The sequence below is a fragment of the Lentzea sp. NPDC058450 genome, from assembly GCF_042721395.1.
Taxonomy (GTDB): domain Bacteria; phylum Actinomycetota; class Actinomycetes; order Mycobacteriales; family Pseudonocardiaceae; genus Lentzea.
The window spans coordinates 852390-868612 of record NZ_JBHXLO010000001.1; the positions used below are offsets into that span (position 1 = coordinate 852390).

The following is a 16223-nucleotide window of genomic DNA, read 5'->3' on the forward strand; positions in this document are numbered from 1 at the left end:
GAGCCTGCCTTCCGGGGACGGCGGAGCGGAGTCAGGCCTGCCACAGCACCGGGCAGAACTCGGGGTCGGCGTAGTCCGGGTTGCCGTTCGCGTCCTTGCGGACCAGCTCGTCGTGCTTGTACGTGGTCTGCCTGCTGTCCGTGGCCAGCCGGTGGTCGCGGTAGGCGTTGGCGCCGTCCTGCATGTGCAGGGAGATCGCGCGCCGGGGCCGGTCGGCGAGGTTGGCGGCGCTGCCGTGGTAGAGACGGCAGTGGTGGAACGTCATGTGCCCCTTGGGGATCGTCATCGGGAGCTTGACGACCTCGGCGTTGTTGCGCCGCGACATCTCGAGCAGCAGGTGCTCCCGCTCGTGGTCGCCGGGCACGGCGGCGTGGCCGTTCCTGCTGTCCCAGCCCCGGAACTCGTTCCAGCGGTGGCTGCCGTCGACCATCGTGAGGGTGCCGATCGACTCGTCGCAGTCGTGGAACGGGATGAACGCCGTGATCATGTCCTCGGAGCTGGACGAGGCCCAGTAGTACTTGTCGAAGTGCCAGGGCACGATGTTGGACTTCTCGTCCGGCCGCGAGGGCTTGTAGAGCAGCGTCGCCTGGAACAGCCGGATGAGGTCGACGCCCGCGAGCCGGGCGGCCGTCGCGGCGATCACCGGCTTGCGCAGGATCGCGCCGATGGTGTCGTTCTCGTAGTGGATGTAGTCGTTGTTGCGCTGGACGTCCCCGTCCTCCGGCGTCCAGTAGGAGATCTTCTCCGGGTGCATCGGCAGCTCGCGGTCGCGCTTGCCGGCGTAGTAGGCCTCGCTCGCCTCGACGAGCGCGTCGGTCTCGTCGTCGGTGAGCAGCTTCGGGGAGAGGTACCAGCCGTGCTCGGCGTAGAACCGGACGTCCTCTTCGGACGGCAGCAGCTCCCACTCGCGTGCGGACAGGATCGCGTTGTCTGGCACGGGTCTTCCTTTCACAGATCACACCTCGCCGGTGGGGACGCGCACGGCCGCGCGGCCGGTCACGCCTCGGCGGGTGCGGTGGTGACGAGCAGGAGTTCGCGCACGGTCTTGAGCGTCTGCTCGCGCTCCTCCGGCGACGGAGCGTCGATCAGGACGTAGCCCGCGCGCTGGTCGGACGAGCGCAGTGGCGCGACGACGTCGCCCACCTTCACCGCCAGGTCCGCGCGGACGACCATCGGGTGGGCCCTGACCTCGTCGAGGCCCGAGGTCTCGACGACGGTGCCGGGCGGGCAGATGGGGAACCAGGCGGCCGCGTACGACACCGGTCCGGCGGAGGCGGGCAGGTCCGGGGTCTCGCCCATCGCGAGTTGCACGGCGGCGCGGTACGGGTCGAAGCGGTAGGTCGCCGCGAGGAGGTCGAGGAGGAAGTCGCCGGGTGTGCGCACGGCGACCTCCATGATCGCCGGGCCGCTCGCGGTGAGCCGGAACTCCAGGTGCACCAGCCCGGTGCGGATGCCCGCGGCGCGCACGACGCCCTCCGCCAGCTCGCGGACGGCGCGCTCGGTGGCCGGGTCGTCGAACCGGTGGCCCGCCCGGTGCGCGACCTCCACGAAGCGGGGCGGGCCGGTGGTCTCCTTCGCCGTGACGTTGCCGAAGAGGATCTCGCCGTCGCGGGTGAAGCCCTCCCAGCTGAACTCGGGCCCCTCCACGGCCTGCTCCACGAGCAGGCGTTCGGTCCGCCGCGCCGCCAGGACCTCGCGCAGTTCGTCCACATCGGACACGAGCTGGACACCCGTGCTGCCGAAGGAGGAGAACGGTTTCACGACCACGGGCAGACGGTCCGCGGCCCACTCGACGGCGCGGTCGTGCCCCGCGACGACGTGGAAGCTGGGCTGCGGCAGGCCGTTCGCGGCGAAGCAGCCGCGTTGCAGCGCCTTGTTCCTGGACAGGGTCGAGGCGTGCAGGGACGGGCCGGGGAGGCCGAGCCGGTCGGCGACCACGGCCGCACCGAGGACGTGCGGCTCGGAGAACGCGAGCACGCCGTCCACTCCCTCGCCGGCGGCGACCGCGTACCCGCCCACGGCCCACAGCTCGTCGACCGCCCAGCCGTCCTGGCCGAGCCCCGCGACCCGGTGCACCCGCACACCCTCGGGCACCTCTCCCGCCCAGACCTCGGTCTCGACCACGTGGACCTCGAACCCGAGGTCGCGCGCGGCCTCCAGGTAAGGGCGCCCCATGAAACCGACACCGACGAGCGCAAGCCGCTTCAAGAGTTCCCGCCTCCACAAGAGCACACGACACGATCAACCCAGACGGCACGTCCCCCGAGTACCGGATGTTTTCGAAGCTAGCACCGCCGGATTGGAGCGGCAAGCAGATACGACCCGAACCCTTCACAACCTCTGCAAAACGGACAATGCGTTCCTCACACTCATGCACACACGGAACGCGCGTGGCCAACAACCATCAGATTCACTCGATCGGAGTAATAATTCGCGAATCGAGACAGGGTCGGACACAAAATGCTACCTACGGACACGACAGTGCCTCACTACCACAAAACCGCAGCTCAGCACCTATCCTGAAGACCAAGTGAGACCGGTTGCGCAGCTATGGGATCGCAGGTACTGTCGAGGCGGTTAGGGGGTAAGAGTGCTGTCCTGGGAAAAGTTAATCCAGCACTCTGAAGAACTGATTAACAGAACAACTGGCGAAGTTTCGAAAATCAGCGCGTTTTTCGTCGTGCGCAGAACAGTGGCCTAGCACTCGGGGTGCCCGAATTGTCAGCCTGCCCGCCGGGGTGGGTTCCACACGTGTGCCCGCACGCTTTTCACCTCCTTTCCCACCACCGCAAACCAAGGTTTCGACAGAGGAGAACCGTGTCTGAACACGACTCTTTCGCGGACGCGTACGCAGCCGGTCTGCGCGAGGTCCTGACCGACGGCGCGCACGTCCCCTCGGTGCGCGATCCGTTTTCCAAGGCGTCGGACTTCGGGACGAAGGACCGCCCGTACCGCGAGGTGATCGCGCACTCGTTCCGCGTGCGCGACCCGCTGCAGTCACTCGCCGTCAGCTCCGCGCTCCCGGTGAACCTGCCGTACTGCTTCGGTCTGCTCGCCTGGTCGCTCGACGGCCGCAACGACGTCGACACCCCGGCGTACTACCGGCGCGGGGCGCACGAGTACTCCGACGACCAGCACACCCTCAGCGGCGCGTTCGGCCACCGGCTGCTGTCGTCGGCCGCGGGCGGCGACCAGCTCGAGGCCATCATCGGCCGGATCCGCAACGACCCCGCGCACCGCAGGGCGTTCGGTCTGGTGCTCGACCCCTCGGACAACTTCCGGGAGTCGCGGGAGTACCCGTGCGCGGTCGGCGTGCAGCTGTTCCTGCGCGACGGCGCGCTCACCTGGCTCACCGTGATGCGCGCGCAGCAGGCGCTCACCGTGCTGCCCTACGACGCGTTCCTCTTCATGCTCATGCACCAGTGGGCCGCGGCGCTGCTGGGCGTGCCCTGCGGGCCGTACATCCACCAGTCGGGCACGTTCCACTTCTACGACAACGAGATCGACCTCGCGCGCAAGGTCGTCGAGGCGCCCGTGACGTCCGCGCGGCTGCCCGCGCTGCCGGACAGCCCCGACGAGGCCCGCGCGGCCGTCGCGGAGCTGATCTCGCTGGAGCGGACGCTCCGGGAGGCCGGGAGCTCCGGCAACACGGCCGTCGTCGACGAGATCGCGTCGACCAAGGCGTCGACCGACTTCACCGACGTGGTCCGCGCGTGCCTCGCCACGCGGGCCTACCGCAAGCTCGGCGACGAGGAGACCCTGGTCGACTCCCCCGCGGCGTCCCCCGAGGTCGCCGGGCTGATCGCGGCGGTCTGACCACTCCCCGCCCTGCCGAGGAGCCAGTCGAACTGCAAGGGGGATCTCACGTGGACGTCTCGGTGCGCGACACCCTGAAACCGGACCGAACACCACTCACCACCGGCGACGACCGCCTGCACGGGTTGCTCGTGGACAGACGGGCGCTGTTCGCCGCCGAGGCCGCGGCCGGCGATCCGGACGCCGGCCACCGCTTCCCGGTCATGGCGGCGCTCGTGCCCGTCGCGACCAACCGCGGGGGCGAGGTCGCCTATCCCGGCGACCCGATGTGCCTGTACTCCGCGCTCGTCAGCACCATCCTGCGGTCGGTGGAGCGCAGGACGTCCGGGCTTCCCGCCGTCCCGCACGTCGACGACGTGTACCCGGACTGGGGCCTGTACCCGGACGCGCGCTACCGGCTGGCCGAGTCCGGCCCGCGGCCAGGGCTGATCGCCGACAACCCGACCACCGACGGGAAGGTGTTCGACCCGCGGATCTGGGACGAGGCCGCGCGGCGCCTGTTCGTCGAGCAGGTGCGCGCGCTGCGCCCCAAGGTCCTGCTGCTGAGCGCGGTGTCCGCCGCGCACCGGTACGCGCTGGAGATGGCCGAGCTGGCCAAGGAGCACGCACCGGACTGCCTGGTCGTGCTGGGCGGCAGGCACGCCGACGAGACGGTCAGGGTGGACCGCGGCTCCGGCCTCGTCCAGCTCTCCTGGAGCAGCACGGTCGAGGTCGTGCGCGACGGCAGGTCCGCCCGCCACGTCGACTTCGTCGTGGCGGGTGACGGCGCCCCGCTGCTCGACCTGCTGATGCGGGCCGTCGGCCTGGTGTCCGAACCGGGTTTCGGCCCGACCGACGTCGACCGGGTGATGGACGCGCTGCCGCTGATCGCCGCACAGGAGGCCGACCTGACCGGGGTGGGCCGCGTGGTGGGCTTCGGCCGTGACGTGATCATCCAGCCGGTCGAGGGGCGAGCGCCCAGCAGGGCCGAACTCCCGTCGCCGTACGACGCGTTCTCCGTCCGCGCGCGCTTCGGCGTGTTCGACCGGGCGGGCTCGTCGATCCACGGCAGCCGGACCGGCCACATGATGACGCTCGACTCGTGCCCGTTCAAATGCACCTTCTGCTCCGAGAGCAGCGCGATGAAGAGCCTGCCCACGCGCTTCGCGATCACCGAGACGCAGGAGGTCGCCGCCAGGGTCCAGCGGTTGGTGGACTGGGGCGCCGAGGCCGTCTTCTTCGACGACCCGGTCTTCTGGGGCGGCAACTGGACGGCCATCACGGCGTTCTGCCGCGACCTGCTCGCGCAGGCGGACCAGCCGTGCACGGGTCACCTCCCGGGCGACCCGGAGCACCGGTCGTTGCGCGACCTGGAGTGGGGTGCGCAGCTGACGGTCGACGTCGTGCTGAACCGGGCCAGGTGGGCCGACGTCGGCGAGGGGCTCGACCTGATGCGCGAGGCGGGGTGCTCCTACGTCTACATCGGCATCGAGAGCATGGCCGAGCCGGTGATGAAGCACGTCAAGAAGAACCTGTTGCGCCGCAACCCCGAACCGTGGGTCGGCAAGGTCAGGGAGGCGCTGGAGAAGATCCGGTCGCACGGCATCCGCGTCGGCAGCTCCGTCCTCTTCGGACTCGACGGCGAGGACCGCACGACGATGGAGGAGACCATCGAGCAGATCGGCAGGCTGATCGACGACGACCTGCTCATCATGGCCAGCCCCAACATCCTGACCTACCACCCCGGTACGTCGGTGTCCGCGGAGCACGGCCAGGACAAGCTCGACTACCACTCCCGCAAGGAGAACCGCCCGCCCTACACGTACTTCGAGGAGGCGTACCCGGAGGTCGTGTCCAAGTTGTTGGCGGAGGACGACATCTGGTACATCCACGAGACGGCCGCCAAGAGGTGGGGCACGGTGCGCAACAGCGCGGCCGAGGGAGCGGGCGCCGACTGAACGCCGACCGCACAGGACGTCCGAGAGCCGCCCGAGAAGAGGAAGACACATGCCGGAACCGACGTTGAACCCGCCGCTCTCGGTGGACCCGCAGAGCTACTGGGCCCCGTACTTCACCTACTTCCCCGCGCTGTCGCGGTACATCCCGCTGGGCGACTACGCCCGCCGGGTCCGTCCGCGGGCGTGCGTGCTGGGCGCCTCGGACGGCAAGTTCGCGCTGCCGCTGCTGCGCGCGGGGTGGGAGGTCGTCGGCGTGGAGACCGACGAGACGTTCCTCGACGGGGGCGTGCTCGACCTCGTCGACGGCCCGCACGAGATCGTCGGCCTGCGCAAGAAGCTGGCGGACGAGGGCCTCGAGGACCGCTGCACGATCATCGAGCAGGACTACATGACCCTGGAGGCGTCCGGCGACTTCCAGTTCGTCATGGGCAGCGGTCTGTGGTCGATGCCGCCCAACCGCGGGCACAGCCTCCAGACGTTGTTCGACCACGCCATGGGCATGGTGGCGCCGGGCGGGGTCTTCTTCGCCGACTACCTCGTCGGGCTCACCCCCGAGGACCAGGCCTGCGGGTACTACCCCGGGATCGAGGAGATGGGCGGCATCGTCGCGCGCGACGGCTGGGAGGTGTTCGAGAACGTCGACCTCGGCATCTACGGCGAGAGCCACGTGGGGTTCGAGGAGTGGCACTTCCACCGCTACGCCGCCGTGATCGCGCACCGGTTCTACACGCCCCCGGCCGCAGGGTGATGCAGGACTCCGCACCGAACCGGGTCTGGGTGCTCGGCGGCTCCGCCAGCGGCAAGACCACGTTCGCCCGTGAGTTCGCGGCCGCGTCCGGCGCCCGGCACGTCGAGCTCGACGGGCTGTACTGGCAGGCGAACTGGACCCCCAGGCAGGACGCCGAGTTCCGCGCGGAGCTCGGCGTCCTGCTCGGGGAACCGCGCTGGGTCGTGGACGGGCAGTACGCGGCCGCCGTCGACGCCTTCGTGGCCGACGCGGACTGCGTGGTCTGGCTCGACACGCCGCTTCGGGTGGCGTGGCCGAGGTTGCTGCGGCGCACCGTCACGCGGCTGGTGCGCCGGCAGGACCTGTGGGCGGGCAACCGCGAGTCGTTCACCAGCGTCGTGGGGCCCCGGTCGATCCTCTGGTTCGCGCTGCGGCTGAAGAAACCGCAGCAGGAGACGAACGAGAGGTTGTTCGACCGCCTCCGCCCCGGCGGCGCGGTGCTGGTGCGCAGCCGGACGGCCGATCCGGCCGCGCTGGCGCGACAACTGGCGAACGGGGTGGCGAGTGACCGCGGCTGAGGTCGAGCAGGCGACCGACCGGCGGGCGGCGCTCGTCCCCGCGCTCGTGGCGATGGACCTGGACGGCACGCTGCTGCGCTCGGACGGCACGCTGTCCGGGGGTTCGGTCGCGGCCCTGACCTCGGCCGCCGCGACTGGTCTGCGCGTCGTGTTCGCGACCGCCCGGCCCGTGTGGGCGGCGGTGCCCGTCGTGCGCGACGCCGGGGCGGGCGACTACCTGATCTCGTCCAACGGCGCCGTGGTGTCCGAGATGGCGTCCGGCCGGGTCGTGCGCACGACGGCGATGCCCGCCTCGGTGGCGGGCGCGGTCGCGGCGGCCCTGGCCGTGCGCTGCCCGGAGGCGGTCTGGGCGGCGGACCGGGTGGCCGACCGGATCGTCTCGCCGTCGTGGCCGGACCTGCTGGCGAGCACGGCCGAGCGGGTGGTCCGCGCCGAGCACGTGCCGCCGGGCGCGGGCGTGCTCTGCCTGATGGTCGTGGGCTGCCCGGCCGAGCTGGGCCACGAGGTCGCCCGCGAGTTCGGCGTCGGCTGCACCTCGTCGAGCGCGGGGCTGCTGGAGTTCTCGGCGCCCGGCGCGGACAAGAGGTCCGCCCTGCTGTGGGTGCTCGAGCGGCTCGGGCTGCCCGCCGACAGGGTCGTCGCGTACGGCGACGCGCCGAACGACCTGGCCATGCTGGGGGTGGCGGGCACCTCGGTCGCGGTCGGCAACGCGCACGAGGACGTGCGGCGGGCAGCCGGCGTGGTGGTCGCGTCGAACGACGAGGACGGCGTCGCGCGGCACCTGGAAGAGTTGACGCGACAGGCAAGAACCCGTCGCACACCGGAAGGGCTATCGATGATCGTCTCCGCCTACGGCTCCGCACCCGAGGTCCCCGCGGCCGACTGGGACTCGCTGCGGGACCGTGCCACCACCTACTCGGCGTCCGGCTGGCTCGGCGTGCGCGAGGAGGAACTGCCCGGCAGCGGAGCGGGCCGCCACCTCGTCGCGCGGGACGCCCACGGCCCGGCGGCGGGCATGGAGACCTACGCGTTCACCGAGCCGCCGCACCGCTTGTACGCCCCCACGTTCCTGTTGGAAGGCCTGGTCGACGACGACCGGGCGGCGGCCTACGAGCGCGAGCCGTTCGTGTTCGGCGCGGGCTGGTCGGAGTTCCGCGGCCAGATCCCGGTGCGCCCAGGGCTCTCCGAAGCCGGCCGGGCGGCCGCCGTGGGCGCGCTGGCGGCGGACACCCTGGCGTGGGCCGCCGACCGGCAGGCGCACCTGCTGTCCTACCTCTACCTCCCGCTGGAGCAGGCGCTCGACGTGGCCCGCGCGCACGCCGACGCCGAGCCGGTGGTGGTGCTGCAGGACGTCGAGAACGTGCTGAGGACCGACTGGGCGGACTTCTCCGACTACCTCGCCTGGCTGCCCCGCAACCGCAGGACCAGGGTGCGGCGCGAGCTGCGCGACTTCGAGGAGAGCGGCCGGAAGGTGCGCGAGTGCGCGCTGGCCGAGGTGGTCGACGTGATCGCCCCGCTGAACAACGCGCTGATGCAGAAGTACGGCCACACCTGGTTCAGCCTGGAGCGCGCGCTCGCCGTGTACGACCGGCAGGCGCGGCACCTCTCGGCGGACAGCTCGGTGCTGCTCGTCGAGGACGAGGGCAGGCCGGCGGCGTTCGCGCTGCGCTACCGCCGCGACGACCGGCTGTACTCCCGGGTCGTGGGCTTCGACTACGACCTGCCGAACCGGTCGGACTACTTCAACATCCTCATGTACGACGCCGTCCGCAACGGCGCGGAGCGCGGCATCGCGGAGATCAACCTGGGCGTGGGCACCTACGAGGCGAAGCTGGGGCGCGGTGCGCTGCCGGTGCCGCTGTACAGCGTGTTCGTCGGGGTGCGGGAACCGCTGCCGGTCACGGCCCAGGCGGTGCGGGCGCACAACCGGCGCAAGGTCACCGCGTTCGCCGAGGAGTCCGGCCGGTTCGTCGTGGGCGGGCTGGACGTGGAGGCGTGGATGCCGGAGAGGGGTTCCGAGTGACGGTGCGACTGGCGGGCAGCCTGGACGAGGTGAACGCGCGGGCGTGGGACTCGCTGGTGCGCCCGCTCGGGTTCTACGCGAGCCACGACTGGCTGCGGTCGCAGGAGCGCTCGGCGGCCGCCACGGTGACGTACGTGCTCGTGGAGCAGGACGGCGACCTGGTGGCGGCGGCGCCGGTCTACGAGTTCGCCGCGTTCGCCGAACCCGCGGCCCCCGCCTCGGCCGGAACGGCGCGCCTGCTGCGGGCGGGCCCGCGCACCGGCTACCACAACCAGCTCCTCGTGCGCGCCGAGGACGAGCGCGCGGCGGGCGAGCAGGCGGCGGCGCTGGTGCGCGCGCTCGCGGACCTCGCCGCCGAGCGAGGCCGTGACGCGATCCTCTTCGACCACCTGACGACGGCGGACCTCGCCCTGCTGGACGGCGGGGTCGAGGCGCGGGCGGCGCTGCGCGGCGCGGAGGGCGCGATCCACAACGACGGCGGGACGTTCGAGTCCTACGTCCGGCTGCTCGGGCGCAACGCGCGCAAGAAGGAGTACGAGTGGCGGCGCTTCGCCGACGCCGGTTTCCGGGTCGACGTGGTGCGGTTGTCCGAGTGCGTGGACGAGGTCGTGCCGCTGATCGCCAGCACGGGCAACCGCTACGACGCCGGCCTGCCGGAGGAGGAGATCCGGAGGTACCTGAGCGAGCAGGCGCGGTGCGCCGACGACGCGAGCGCGGTGTTCCGCTGCTTCGACGCCGACGGGAGGCTGGTCGGGTGCTCGGTGTGCTTCCGCTGGCAGGACACGCTGTACGCGCGGGTAGCCGGGTTCGACTACACCGGGCTGCGCGACGCGTTCGAGTACTTCAACACCGTGTACTACGAACCGTTGCGGTACATGGAGATCCACGGCCTGCGCACCCTGCACCTGGGGGTCGCCTCGCTGGAGGCGAAGGTGCGCAGAGGGGCGGCGGCGCACCCGCAGTGGGCGTGCGTGATCCCGGTGCCGCTGACGCCGGGGGTCCTGCGGGCACACGACGCGACCGCAGACCGCGCGCTCGCCGACTCGATCGCGCAGGGCGCGGCGAGCGGGATGCACGACCACGAGTGGTCGGCCGACGCGTTCAGCAAGATCACGCGATCCGCGTGACCACGACGCACGGGCACGGGGGTAACGGGGACATGCCAGCAGGGACCGACGTGGGCGCGCTGTGGGACGAGCTGCGCCGCGCCACCACCGGGTCGTGCCGCGCCGACGCGTTCGTGGAGCGGTACGCGCACATCGCGCTGCGCCACGTGGGCGGGCGCACGGCCGACCTCATGACGACCCGGCGCGCGGGCACGTCCGTGCGGCGGGTCGACGGAGCCGGCGTGGCCTACACCGCCGACGACGACCCGTCCCGCGTGCTGGAGGTGCTGGGCGCCGAGCAGTCGGCCTTCGACCTGTCCGCGGGGCACGCGCACCTGAACGACCTGGTGCTCGCCGTCGAGGAGGCGGCCCGCGCGGCCGACCCGCGGATCACGCAGGTCCTCGTCGACGCCGAGCTCAGCGCGCAGCAGATCGCCGTGGTCGGCACCGACGAGGTCCACCGCGACCAGCGCAGCCTGCTGTACCTGACGATCCGCGTCATCGCGGAGGAGAACGGCAAGCGCGCCACGGGGTTCCTCACCCCGGGCACGTCCGCGGCCGACCTGGCGCTCGACGCGGCGGCCGCGGGCAGGGCGGCGGCCGACCGCGCCCTCATCGCGCTGGCCGCGCGCCCCGCTCCGGTGGCGCACCTGCCCGTCGTGGTCGGGCCGGGGCGCGGCATGGTGCTGATCCACGAGGCGTGCTGCCACCCGCTGGAGGCCGACGAGGTGCTGCGCGGCTCGGTGTACGCGGACCGGCTGGGAGAGCGGATCGCGGCGCCCGGACTGTCCATCGTGGACGATCCGACGCTGGCGGGCGCGGTCGGGTCGTACGCGATCGACGACGACGGAACGGCCGCGAAGCCCACCACGCTCGTGGACCGCGGGACGCTGTCGTCGTTCCTCAGCGACCGGGTGACGTCCGAACGGCTGGGGATGCCCGTCACGCCCAACGGCCGCCGGGACGGGTTCCACCACCGCCCCCTCCCCCGGATGACCAACACCCGCGTGCTGGCGGGCGACCTGACGCCGGAGGCCATCATCGCGGACACCGAGTACGGGCTCTACGCACCGCACGTCGGCGGCGGCGAGGTGCTGGAGTCCACCGGCGACTTCGTGTTCCGGGTGATGAACGGCTACCTCATCGAGAACGGCAGGATCACCGATCCCATCGGCGAGACCACGGTGCGCGGCAACGGTTCCGAGGTGCTGCGGGCCATCGACGCGATCGGCGACGACGTGGAGCTGGGTGTGGCGAAGTGCGGCAAGTTCGGGCAGCTCATCCCCGTCGGCGTGTGCGGTCCGACGCTGCGGATCGGCTCCCTGCTCGTGGGAGGGACGGACGCGTGAGGCCCGACGACGCGGTGATCGACGACTACCTGGACGCGGCGACCCGGCACGGCGCGACGGCTGAGGTGCGCCTGCGGGTCGACGACCGGGAGGAGCTGGTCGTCCACTCCGGACTGGTGGACTCCACCTCCACGGTGCGCACGGGCACGGTGACCGTGCGGCTGTGGCGGGACGGCAGGACCGCGCTGGCCGTCGCGCCGCGCACCGCCGACGCCCGGTCCGTTGTCGCGGACGCGCTGGCGAACTCGTACGAGGCGCCGCCGCAGCGGATCGCGGCGGCGAGCGGGACGAACGGCGACGGCCGGAGCGCGAGCCGGTCCCTCGCCGGGCTGCACGCCGAGGCGGCGGCCCTCACCTCCGCCGGGGACGTGCTGACCGAGCTGTGGATCAACCAGGTCAGCCGGTCGGTGGTCGTGGCGAGCACCGAGGGCGCCCGCGGCGGGTACCGCACCAGCTCGGGATCGCTGCTCTACCGCGCCACCCGCGACGCGGCGGGCAGGAGGACGCACGTCGACCGCGAGGACATCGGCCCGGACGCGGCGTTCCTGCTCGAACGCCTGCCCGCGCTGGTCGCGGGCCGGTGCGACGCCGTGCTCCGCGCTCCCGTCACGACGGCCGCGCTGCCCCCGGTGGTCGTTCTCGACGGGGCCGTGGCGGCACGGCTGGTGTTCCTGTTCGCCAGGAGCCTGTGCGCCGACTCGGTGGCGCAGGGCCGCAGCAGGCTCGCGGACTCGCTCGGGACGCAGGTCCTCTCACCGTCGTTGACGCTGGTCGACGATCCTCTCGCCGAGAACGCGCCGCTGCACGCGCCGTTCGACGACGAGGGCACGCCGACGAGCCGGCGCGTGCTCGTGGACCGCGGTGTGCCCACCGGGTTCCTCGGCAGCCGCGACCACGCGCGGCCGGTGCCGGGCAACGCCTGGCAGGAAGGCCCGTCCGTGCCGCCGCGGCCGCTGCCGGGAAACCTGTGGATCGAACCGGGCGTGGAGGCGGCCGTGCCGGACGGCGCGTTCCTGCGCGTCGTGCAGGCGTACGGGATGCACCTGTCCAACGACATCACCGGCGACTTCTCGATGGGGGTGACCGCGCTGGTGGAACAGGGCGGCGAGGTGTGGTCGGCGGTCGGGCTCACGGTGGCGGGCAACGTGTTCGCGATGCTGGCGGAAGCACAGCCGCTGGCCACCGAGCTGACCTGGTCGGGCGGCGGGTCCTCGTACTGCGCCTCGCCGGACCTGCTCGTCCGAGGCCTCACCGTGGGCGTCTGATCTGTTGGGGGCAAGGCACGTGACGGCTTCTCTGTGGCGCAACCACGACTTCCTGAAGATGTGGACGGGCGAGTCGGTGTCGCTGTTCGGCACCTACATCACGCAGCTCGCCTTCCCGCTGACGGCGATCCTCGCGCTCGACGCGACGGCGTCCGAGGTGGGGTTCATCAACGCCGCCAGGTTCGCGCCGTTGCTGCTCATCCCGCTCTTCGCGGGGGTGTGGGTCGACCGCCACCGCCGCAAGCCGGTGCTGCTCGCGGCCCGCGCCGGCTGCGCGGTGGCGTTGTGCGTCGTGCCGCTGGCCCAGGGCGCGGGGGTGCTCAGCATCGCCCTGATGTGCGTCGTCGCGTTCGTGATCGGCGGGCTCGGAGTGGTGGACCAGATCGCCTACCAGGCGTTCGTGCCGTCCGTCGTGCCCAAGGACCAGCTCGTGCAGGCCAACAGCGGGTTCATGGGCAGCGAGTCCGTCGCGTCCGTCGCGGGCCCCGGTGTCGCGGGCCTGCTGGTCTCCGCGATCACCGCGCCGGTGGCGTTGCTGGCGAACGCGGCGTCGTTCGTCTTCTCGACGGTGATGCTGCTGTTCGTGCGGATGAAGGAGGAGAAGCCCGCCCCGGCGGACGGCGACCGGCGCGTGTTCGCCCAGATCCTGCTGGGGATGCGGCTGACGCTGGGCAACCGCGTGCTGGTGTCGCTGATCGGCTGGTCCGGTACCTACAACTTCTTCCACTCCGGTGCGTTCACGCTCGTCGTGATCTTCCTGGTGGACGAACTGGGCGCGGGCGCCGGGTCGGTGGGCGTGGTGTTCGCCGTGGGCGGCGTCGGCGCGTTGCTCGGCGCGGTCGCGGCCCGGCGGGCGGGCACCCGGTGGGGCATCGGCGCCACGATGGTGACCGCGATGGCCGTGGCGGCCGCACCGTGGCTCCTGGTCGCGTTCGCCCGCGACGCCCTCACCGGCGTCCTGGTGTTCTGCGCGGTCCTGTTCGTCAACGGACTGGGCGAGACCGCGTCCAACATCCACTCGCTGAGCCTGCGCCAGAGCGTCATCCCGCCGGAGCTGCTCGGCACCGTGATGGGCGGGATGCGCTTCCTGATCTGGGGCCTCATCCCCGTGGGCTCGCTGCTGGGCGGGGTCCTGGGCACCGCGATCGGCCTGCGCCCCGCTCTGCTGCTGTGCGCGGTGGGCATGATCGCCGCCTGCGCCTGGCCGCTCGTCACCCGGCTGCACCGCATCCGCTCGGCCGACGAGGTCACCCTCACGCTGTCCCGGTGACCTCGGGGCAGTACCGCTAACGAGTGAGCGTGACTCCGTCCGGAACGGGGAACCTCTCTGGAGCACTCCGCCACCGCTCCGGCTCGAGAGGGACGAATGAACACCTCGGTCGTACAGACTCGAGTCGGCTGCACCGCCGCCGATGTTGTTGCCGGACAGTGGTTCTGGCACGAGCCGTGGCCCGGTTACCGGGTGCCGCTGCAGGCCGCCGGCACGAGTCGGCACGGCCACACGGTGCGCATCGTCACCACCGACTCCGACCGTGAGGTCGTGCAGTACAGGTTCGACCGCCCCGTCCGTCTCGTCCGGGACGCGGACCCGATCGACTCGCTGAGCGGCGTGCTGCCGTTGAGCGCGTGACGCTCACGAGAACAGGTCGCCCACCGGGATGAAGGGCACCGGCGCGGGCCGTTCCGCCGTGGTCGTCAGCTCGATCCGCCGGCCTTCGTCCGCTGCCCGGAGCACGGCGGTCATCGTCTCGAGCACGTGCAGCGCGAGTGCGCCGGTCGCGCGCGGCGGCCGGTGGTCCCCGGCCGCGACGAGGTCGAGGAGGCCTACTCCCCTGCCCGCGCCCCGGTAGCCCGTGCTGGGGGCGAGGGTGCGCCACTCGGTGCCGCCGAGCGGGAAGAGGCGGGTCTCGCCGTCGAAGTGGTTCGGGTCCGGGACCGCGAGGGTGCCGGTCTCGCCGTGCACCTCGATCGGTGCGGCGGTGGTGGCCACCCCGTCGAAGCTGGTCGTGATGGTCGAGAGCGCGCCGTTGGCGTGTTCGAGGACGCCGGAGACGTGGGTGTCGACCTCGACCGGGATCCGGTCGCCCGTGCGCGGACCGGAGCCGATGACGCGCTCGGTGCGCAGGCGACCGGTGGCGCCGAGCACCGCGCGCACCGGGCCGAGCAGGTGGATCAGCGCGGTGACGTAGTACGGCCCCATGTCCAGCAACGGGCCGCCACCCGCGGCGTAGTAGAAGCCGGGGTCGGGGTGCCAGCGTTCGTGGCCCGGGGTGACCATCGTGGCCGTCGCGGCGAGCGGGCGGCCGAGGAGGCCGCCGTCGATCGCCGCCCGCGCGGTCTGCGTGCCCGTGCCGAGAACGGTGTCCGGTGCGCACCCGACCAGGACACCGGCCGCGGTGGCCCGGTCGATGACCTCCCGGCCTTCCGGGAACGTGACGGCGAGCGGTTTCTCGGCGTAGACGTTCTTGCCGGCGTCGATCGCGCGGAGCGAGATCTCGGCGTGCGCCGCGGGGACGGTCAGGTTGAGCACCGTGTCCAGGTCGGCGTCGAGCAACTGGTCGACGCTGACCGCTTCGGCACCGGGGAGGTCCGCCGCGGCGGCGGCCGAGCGGGCGGCGTCCAGGTCGGCGACGGCGGTCACGCGCACCGCGGGGTGGTCGCGGAGGGTGTCCAGGTACGCGCGGGAGATGACCCCGAGGCCTACGACGCCGACGCGGTGCGGCTTGCCCACGACATCCCCCTCGTGATGACGGTGCGGACGCTGGGGTGTTCGAGCACGTCCAGGCTGTGCCCCGGCGTCGTGACCACGATCCTCCCGGCGCCCCACCGGCGGGTCCAGATCGCCGGGCAGGTGACCGGCCGGTGCCACGGGTGCCACGGCCTGGCCGGGTGGATCGTGGTGGCCAGGACGTCGACCAGGTCGTCGTGCAGCACCCAGTACTGCTCGGTGACCAGATCGAAGTCCTCGACGCCCGCGGTGATCGGGTGCTCGCGGCCGAGCGCGGTGATGGTCACCTCGTGCGGGAGGAAGTTGTCCTCCTGCCCGCCCTCGCGCTCGCACGGTTCCTTGCCCGGATGCGTGACGAACTGGCCGCCCACCAGGTGCAGGTAGTCCGACGACGCGCGGAACGAGTCGGCGATGCCCCCGTGCCAGCCGGTGAAACCGGTGCCGGCCTCGACCGCCGCGCGCAACCCGGCGACCTGCCCTGGGGTGATCTCCGACATCGTCACGCACTGCACGACCAGGTCCGTGTCCGCCATCGCGGCGGCGTCGGCGTAGACCTCCGTCGACTCCTCGACCCGGACGGTGAAGCCGTTGTCCCGCAGGAAGGGAAGGAACAACTCGGTCGCCTCGACCGGCCGGTGGCCTTCCCAGCCACCGCGGACCACCAGCGCCTTCGGCCGTGCCACGCTCACCCCCT

The 16223-nt window shown here is 72.0% G+C and carries 14 protein-coding genes; 10 read left to right on the forward strand and 4 right to left on the reverse strand.

Annotated elements, in window-relative coordinates:
* Window positions 1-31: 31 nt before the first annotated feature.
* Both ACFWNN_RS03760 and ACFWNN_RS03765 read right to left on the reverse strand, forming a co-directional pair.
* Window positions 32-937, reverse strand: a complete 906-nt coding sequence (locus tag ACFWNN_RS03760; RefSeq protein ID WP_382438285.1) for a phytanoyl-CoA dioxygenase family protein — start codon at window positions 935-937, stop codon at window positions 32-34.
* Window positions 938-996: 59 nt separating this feature from the next.
* On the reverse strand, window positions 997-2175 hold the full coding sequence (locus ACFWNN_RS03765) for an ATP-grasp domain-containing protein (RefSeq protein WP_382438286.1): 1179 nt from the start codon (window positions 2173-2175) through the stop codon (window positions 997-999).
* A gap of 642 nt (window positions 2176-2817) precedes the next feature.
* On the opposite strand from ACFWNN_RS03765, the gene ACFWNN_RS03770 reads away from it, so the two are divergent.
* The 10 genes from ACFWNN_RS03770 to ACFWNN_RS03815 all read left to right on the forward strand — a co-directional run bounded on the left by ACFWNN_RS03770 (window position 2818) and on the right by ACFWNN_RS03815 (window position 14431).
* Window positions 2818-3816 carry a thymidylate synthase gene (locus tag ACFWNN_RS03770; protein WP_382438287.1) on the forward strand — a complete coding sequence of 333 codons (999 nt, stop codon included), beginning with the start codon at window positions 2818-2820 and terminating at the stop codon, window positions 3814-3816.
* A gap of 50 nt (window positions 3817-3866) precedes the next feature.
* Entirely contained in the window at window positions 3867-5753 is a 1887-nt protein-coding gene (locus tag ACFWNN_RS03775; protein ID WP_382438288.1) for a B12-binding domain-containing radical SAM protein, read from the forward strand.
* Window positions 5754-5802: 49 nt separating this feature from the next.
* On the forward strand, window positions 5803-6501 hold the full coding sequence (locus ACFWNN_RS03780; protein WP_382438289.1) for a hypothetical protein: 699 nt from the start codon (window positions 5803-5805) through the stop codon (window positions 6499-6501).
* On the forward strand, window positions 6501-7058 hold the full coding sequence (locus tag ACFWNN_RS03785) for a hypothetical protein (protein ID WP_382438290.1): 558 nt from the start codon (window positions 6501-6503) through the stop codon (window positions 7056-7058). The genes ACFWNN_RS03780 and ACFWNN_RS03785 overlap by 1 nt, the downstream gene beginning before the upstream one ends.
* Window positions 7045-9081: an HAD-IIB family hydrolase gene (locus ACFWNN_RS03790; protein WP_382438291.1), complete on the forward strand. Its 2037-nt coding sequence runs from the start codon at window positions 7045-7047 to the stop codon at window positions 9079-9081. The genes ACFWNN_RS03785 and ACFWNN_RS03790 overlap by 14 nt, the downstream gene beginning before the upstream one ends.
* Window positions 9078-10208, forward strand: coding sequence for a GNAT family N-acetyltransferase (locus ACFWNN_RS03795; RefSeq protein ID WP_382438292.1), 1131 nt, complete (start codon window positions 9078-9080; stop codon window positions 10206-10208). Before ACFWNN_RS03790 ends, ACFWNN_RS03795 begins: the two co-directional genes overlap by 4 nt.
* Window positions 10209-10240: 32 nt before the next feature.
* Window positions 10241-11536 (forward strand): TldD/PmbA family protein, encoded by a 1296-nt coding sequence (locus ACFWNN_RS03800; protein WP_382438293.1) that lies wholly within the window; start codon window positions 10241-10243, stop codon window positions 11534-11536.
* Window positions 11533-12801 (forward strand): TldD/PmbA family protein, encoded by a 1269-nt coding sequence (locus tag ACFWNN_RS03805; RefSeq protein WP_382438294.1) that lies wholly within the window; start codon window positions 11533-11535, stop codon window positions 12799-12801. Before ACFWNN_RS03800 ends, ACFWNN_RS03805 begins: the two co-directional genes overlap by 4 nt.
* Window positions 12802-12820: 19 nt before the next feature.
* The gene (locus ACFWNN_RS03810; protein WP_382438295.1) at window positions 12821-14071 is read left to right on the forward strand and encodes an MFS transporter; all 1251 of its coding nucleotides are present in this window, start codon (window positions 12821-12823) and stop codon (window positions 14069-14071) included.
* A 96-nt stretch (window positions 14072-14167) separates the two neighbouring features.
* Window positions 14168-14431: a hypothetical protein gene (locus ACFWNN_RS03815; protein ID WP_382438296.1), complete on the forward strand. Its 264-nt coding sequence runs from the start codon at window positions 14168-14170 to the stop codon at window positions 14429-14431.
* A gap of 3 nt (window positions 14432-14434) precedes the next feature.
* Here ACFWNN_RS03815 and ACFWNN_RS03820 read toward each other — a convergent pair whose 3' ends face one another.
* Complete coding sequence (locus tag ACFWNN_RS03820; protein WP_382438297.1) at window positions 14435-15532, reverse strand: Gfo/Idh/MocA family protein; 1098 nt, start codon at window positions 15530-15532, stop codon at window positions 14435-14437.
* Complete coding sequence (locus ACFWNN_RS03825; protein ID WP_382438298.1) at window positions 15502-16212, reverse strand: ThuA domain-containing protein; 711 nt, start codon at window positions 16210-16212, stop codon at window positions 15502-15504. Before ACFWNN_RS03825 ends, ACFWNN_RS03820 begins: the two co-directional genes overlap by 31 nt.
* Between the last annotated feature and the right edge of the window lie 11 nt (window positions 16213-16223).

Bases quoted from the DNA above. Each gene is read 5' to 3' on its own strand.
- ACFWNN_RS03765 (WP_382438286.1), bottom strand. From the start codon at position 2,175: ATGGGGCGCCCTTACCTGGAGGCCGCGCGCGACCTCGGGTTCGAGGTC.
- ACFWNN_RS03785 (WP_382438290.1), top strand. From the start codon at position 6,501: ATGCAGGACTCCGCACCGAACCGGGTCTGGGTGCTCGGCGGCTCCGCC.
- ACFWNN_RS03780 (WP_382438289.1), top strand. From the start codon at position 5,803: ATGCCGGAACCGACGTTGAACCCGCCGCTCTCGGTGGACCCGCAGAGC.
- ACFWNN_RS03815 (WP_382438296.1), top strand. From the start codon at position 14,168: ATGAACACCTCGGTCGTACAGACTCGAGTCGGCTGCACCGCCGCCGAT.
- ACFWNN_RS03800 (WP_382438293.1), top strand. From the start codon at position 10,241: ATGCCAGCAGGGACCGACGTGGGCGCGCTGTGGGACGAGCTGCGCCGC.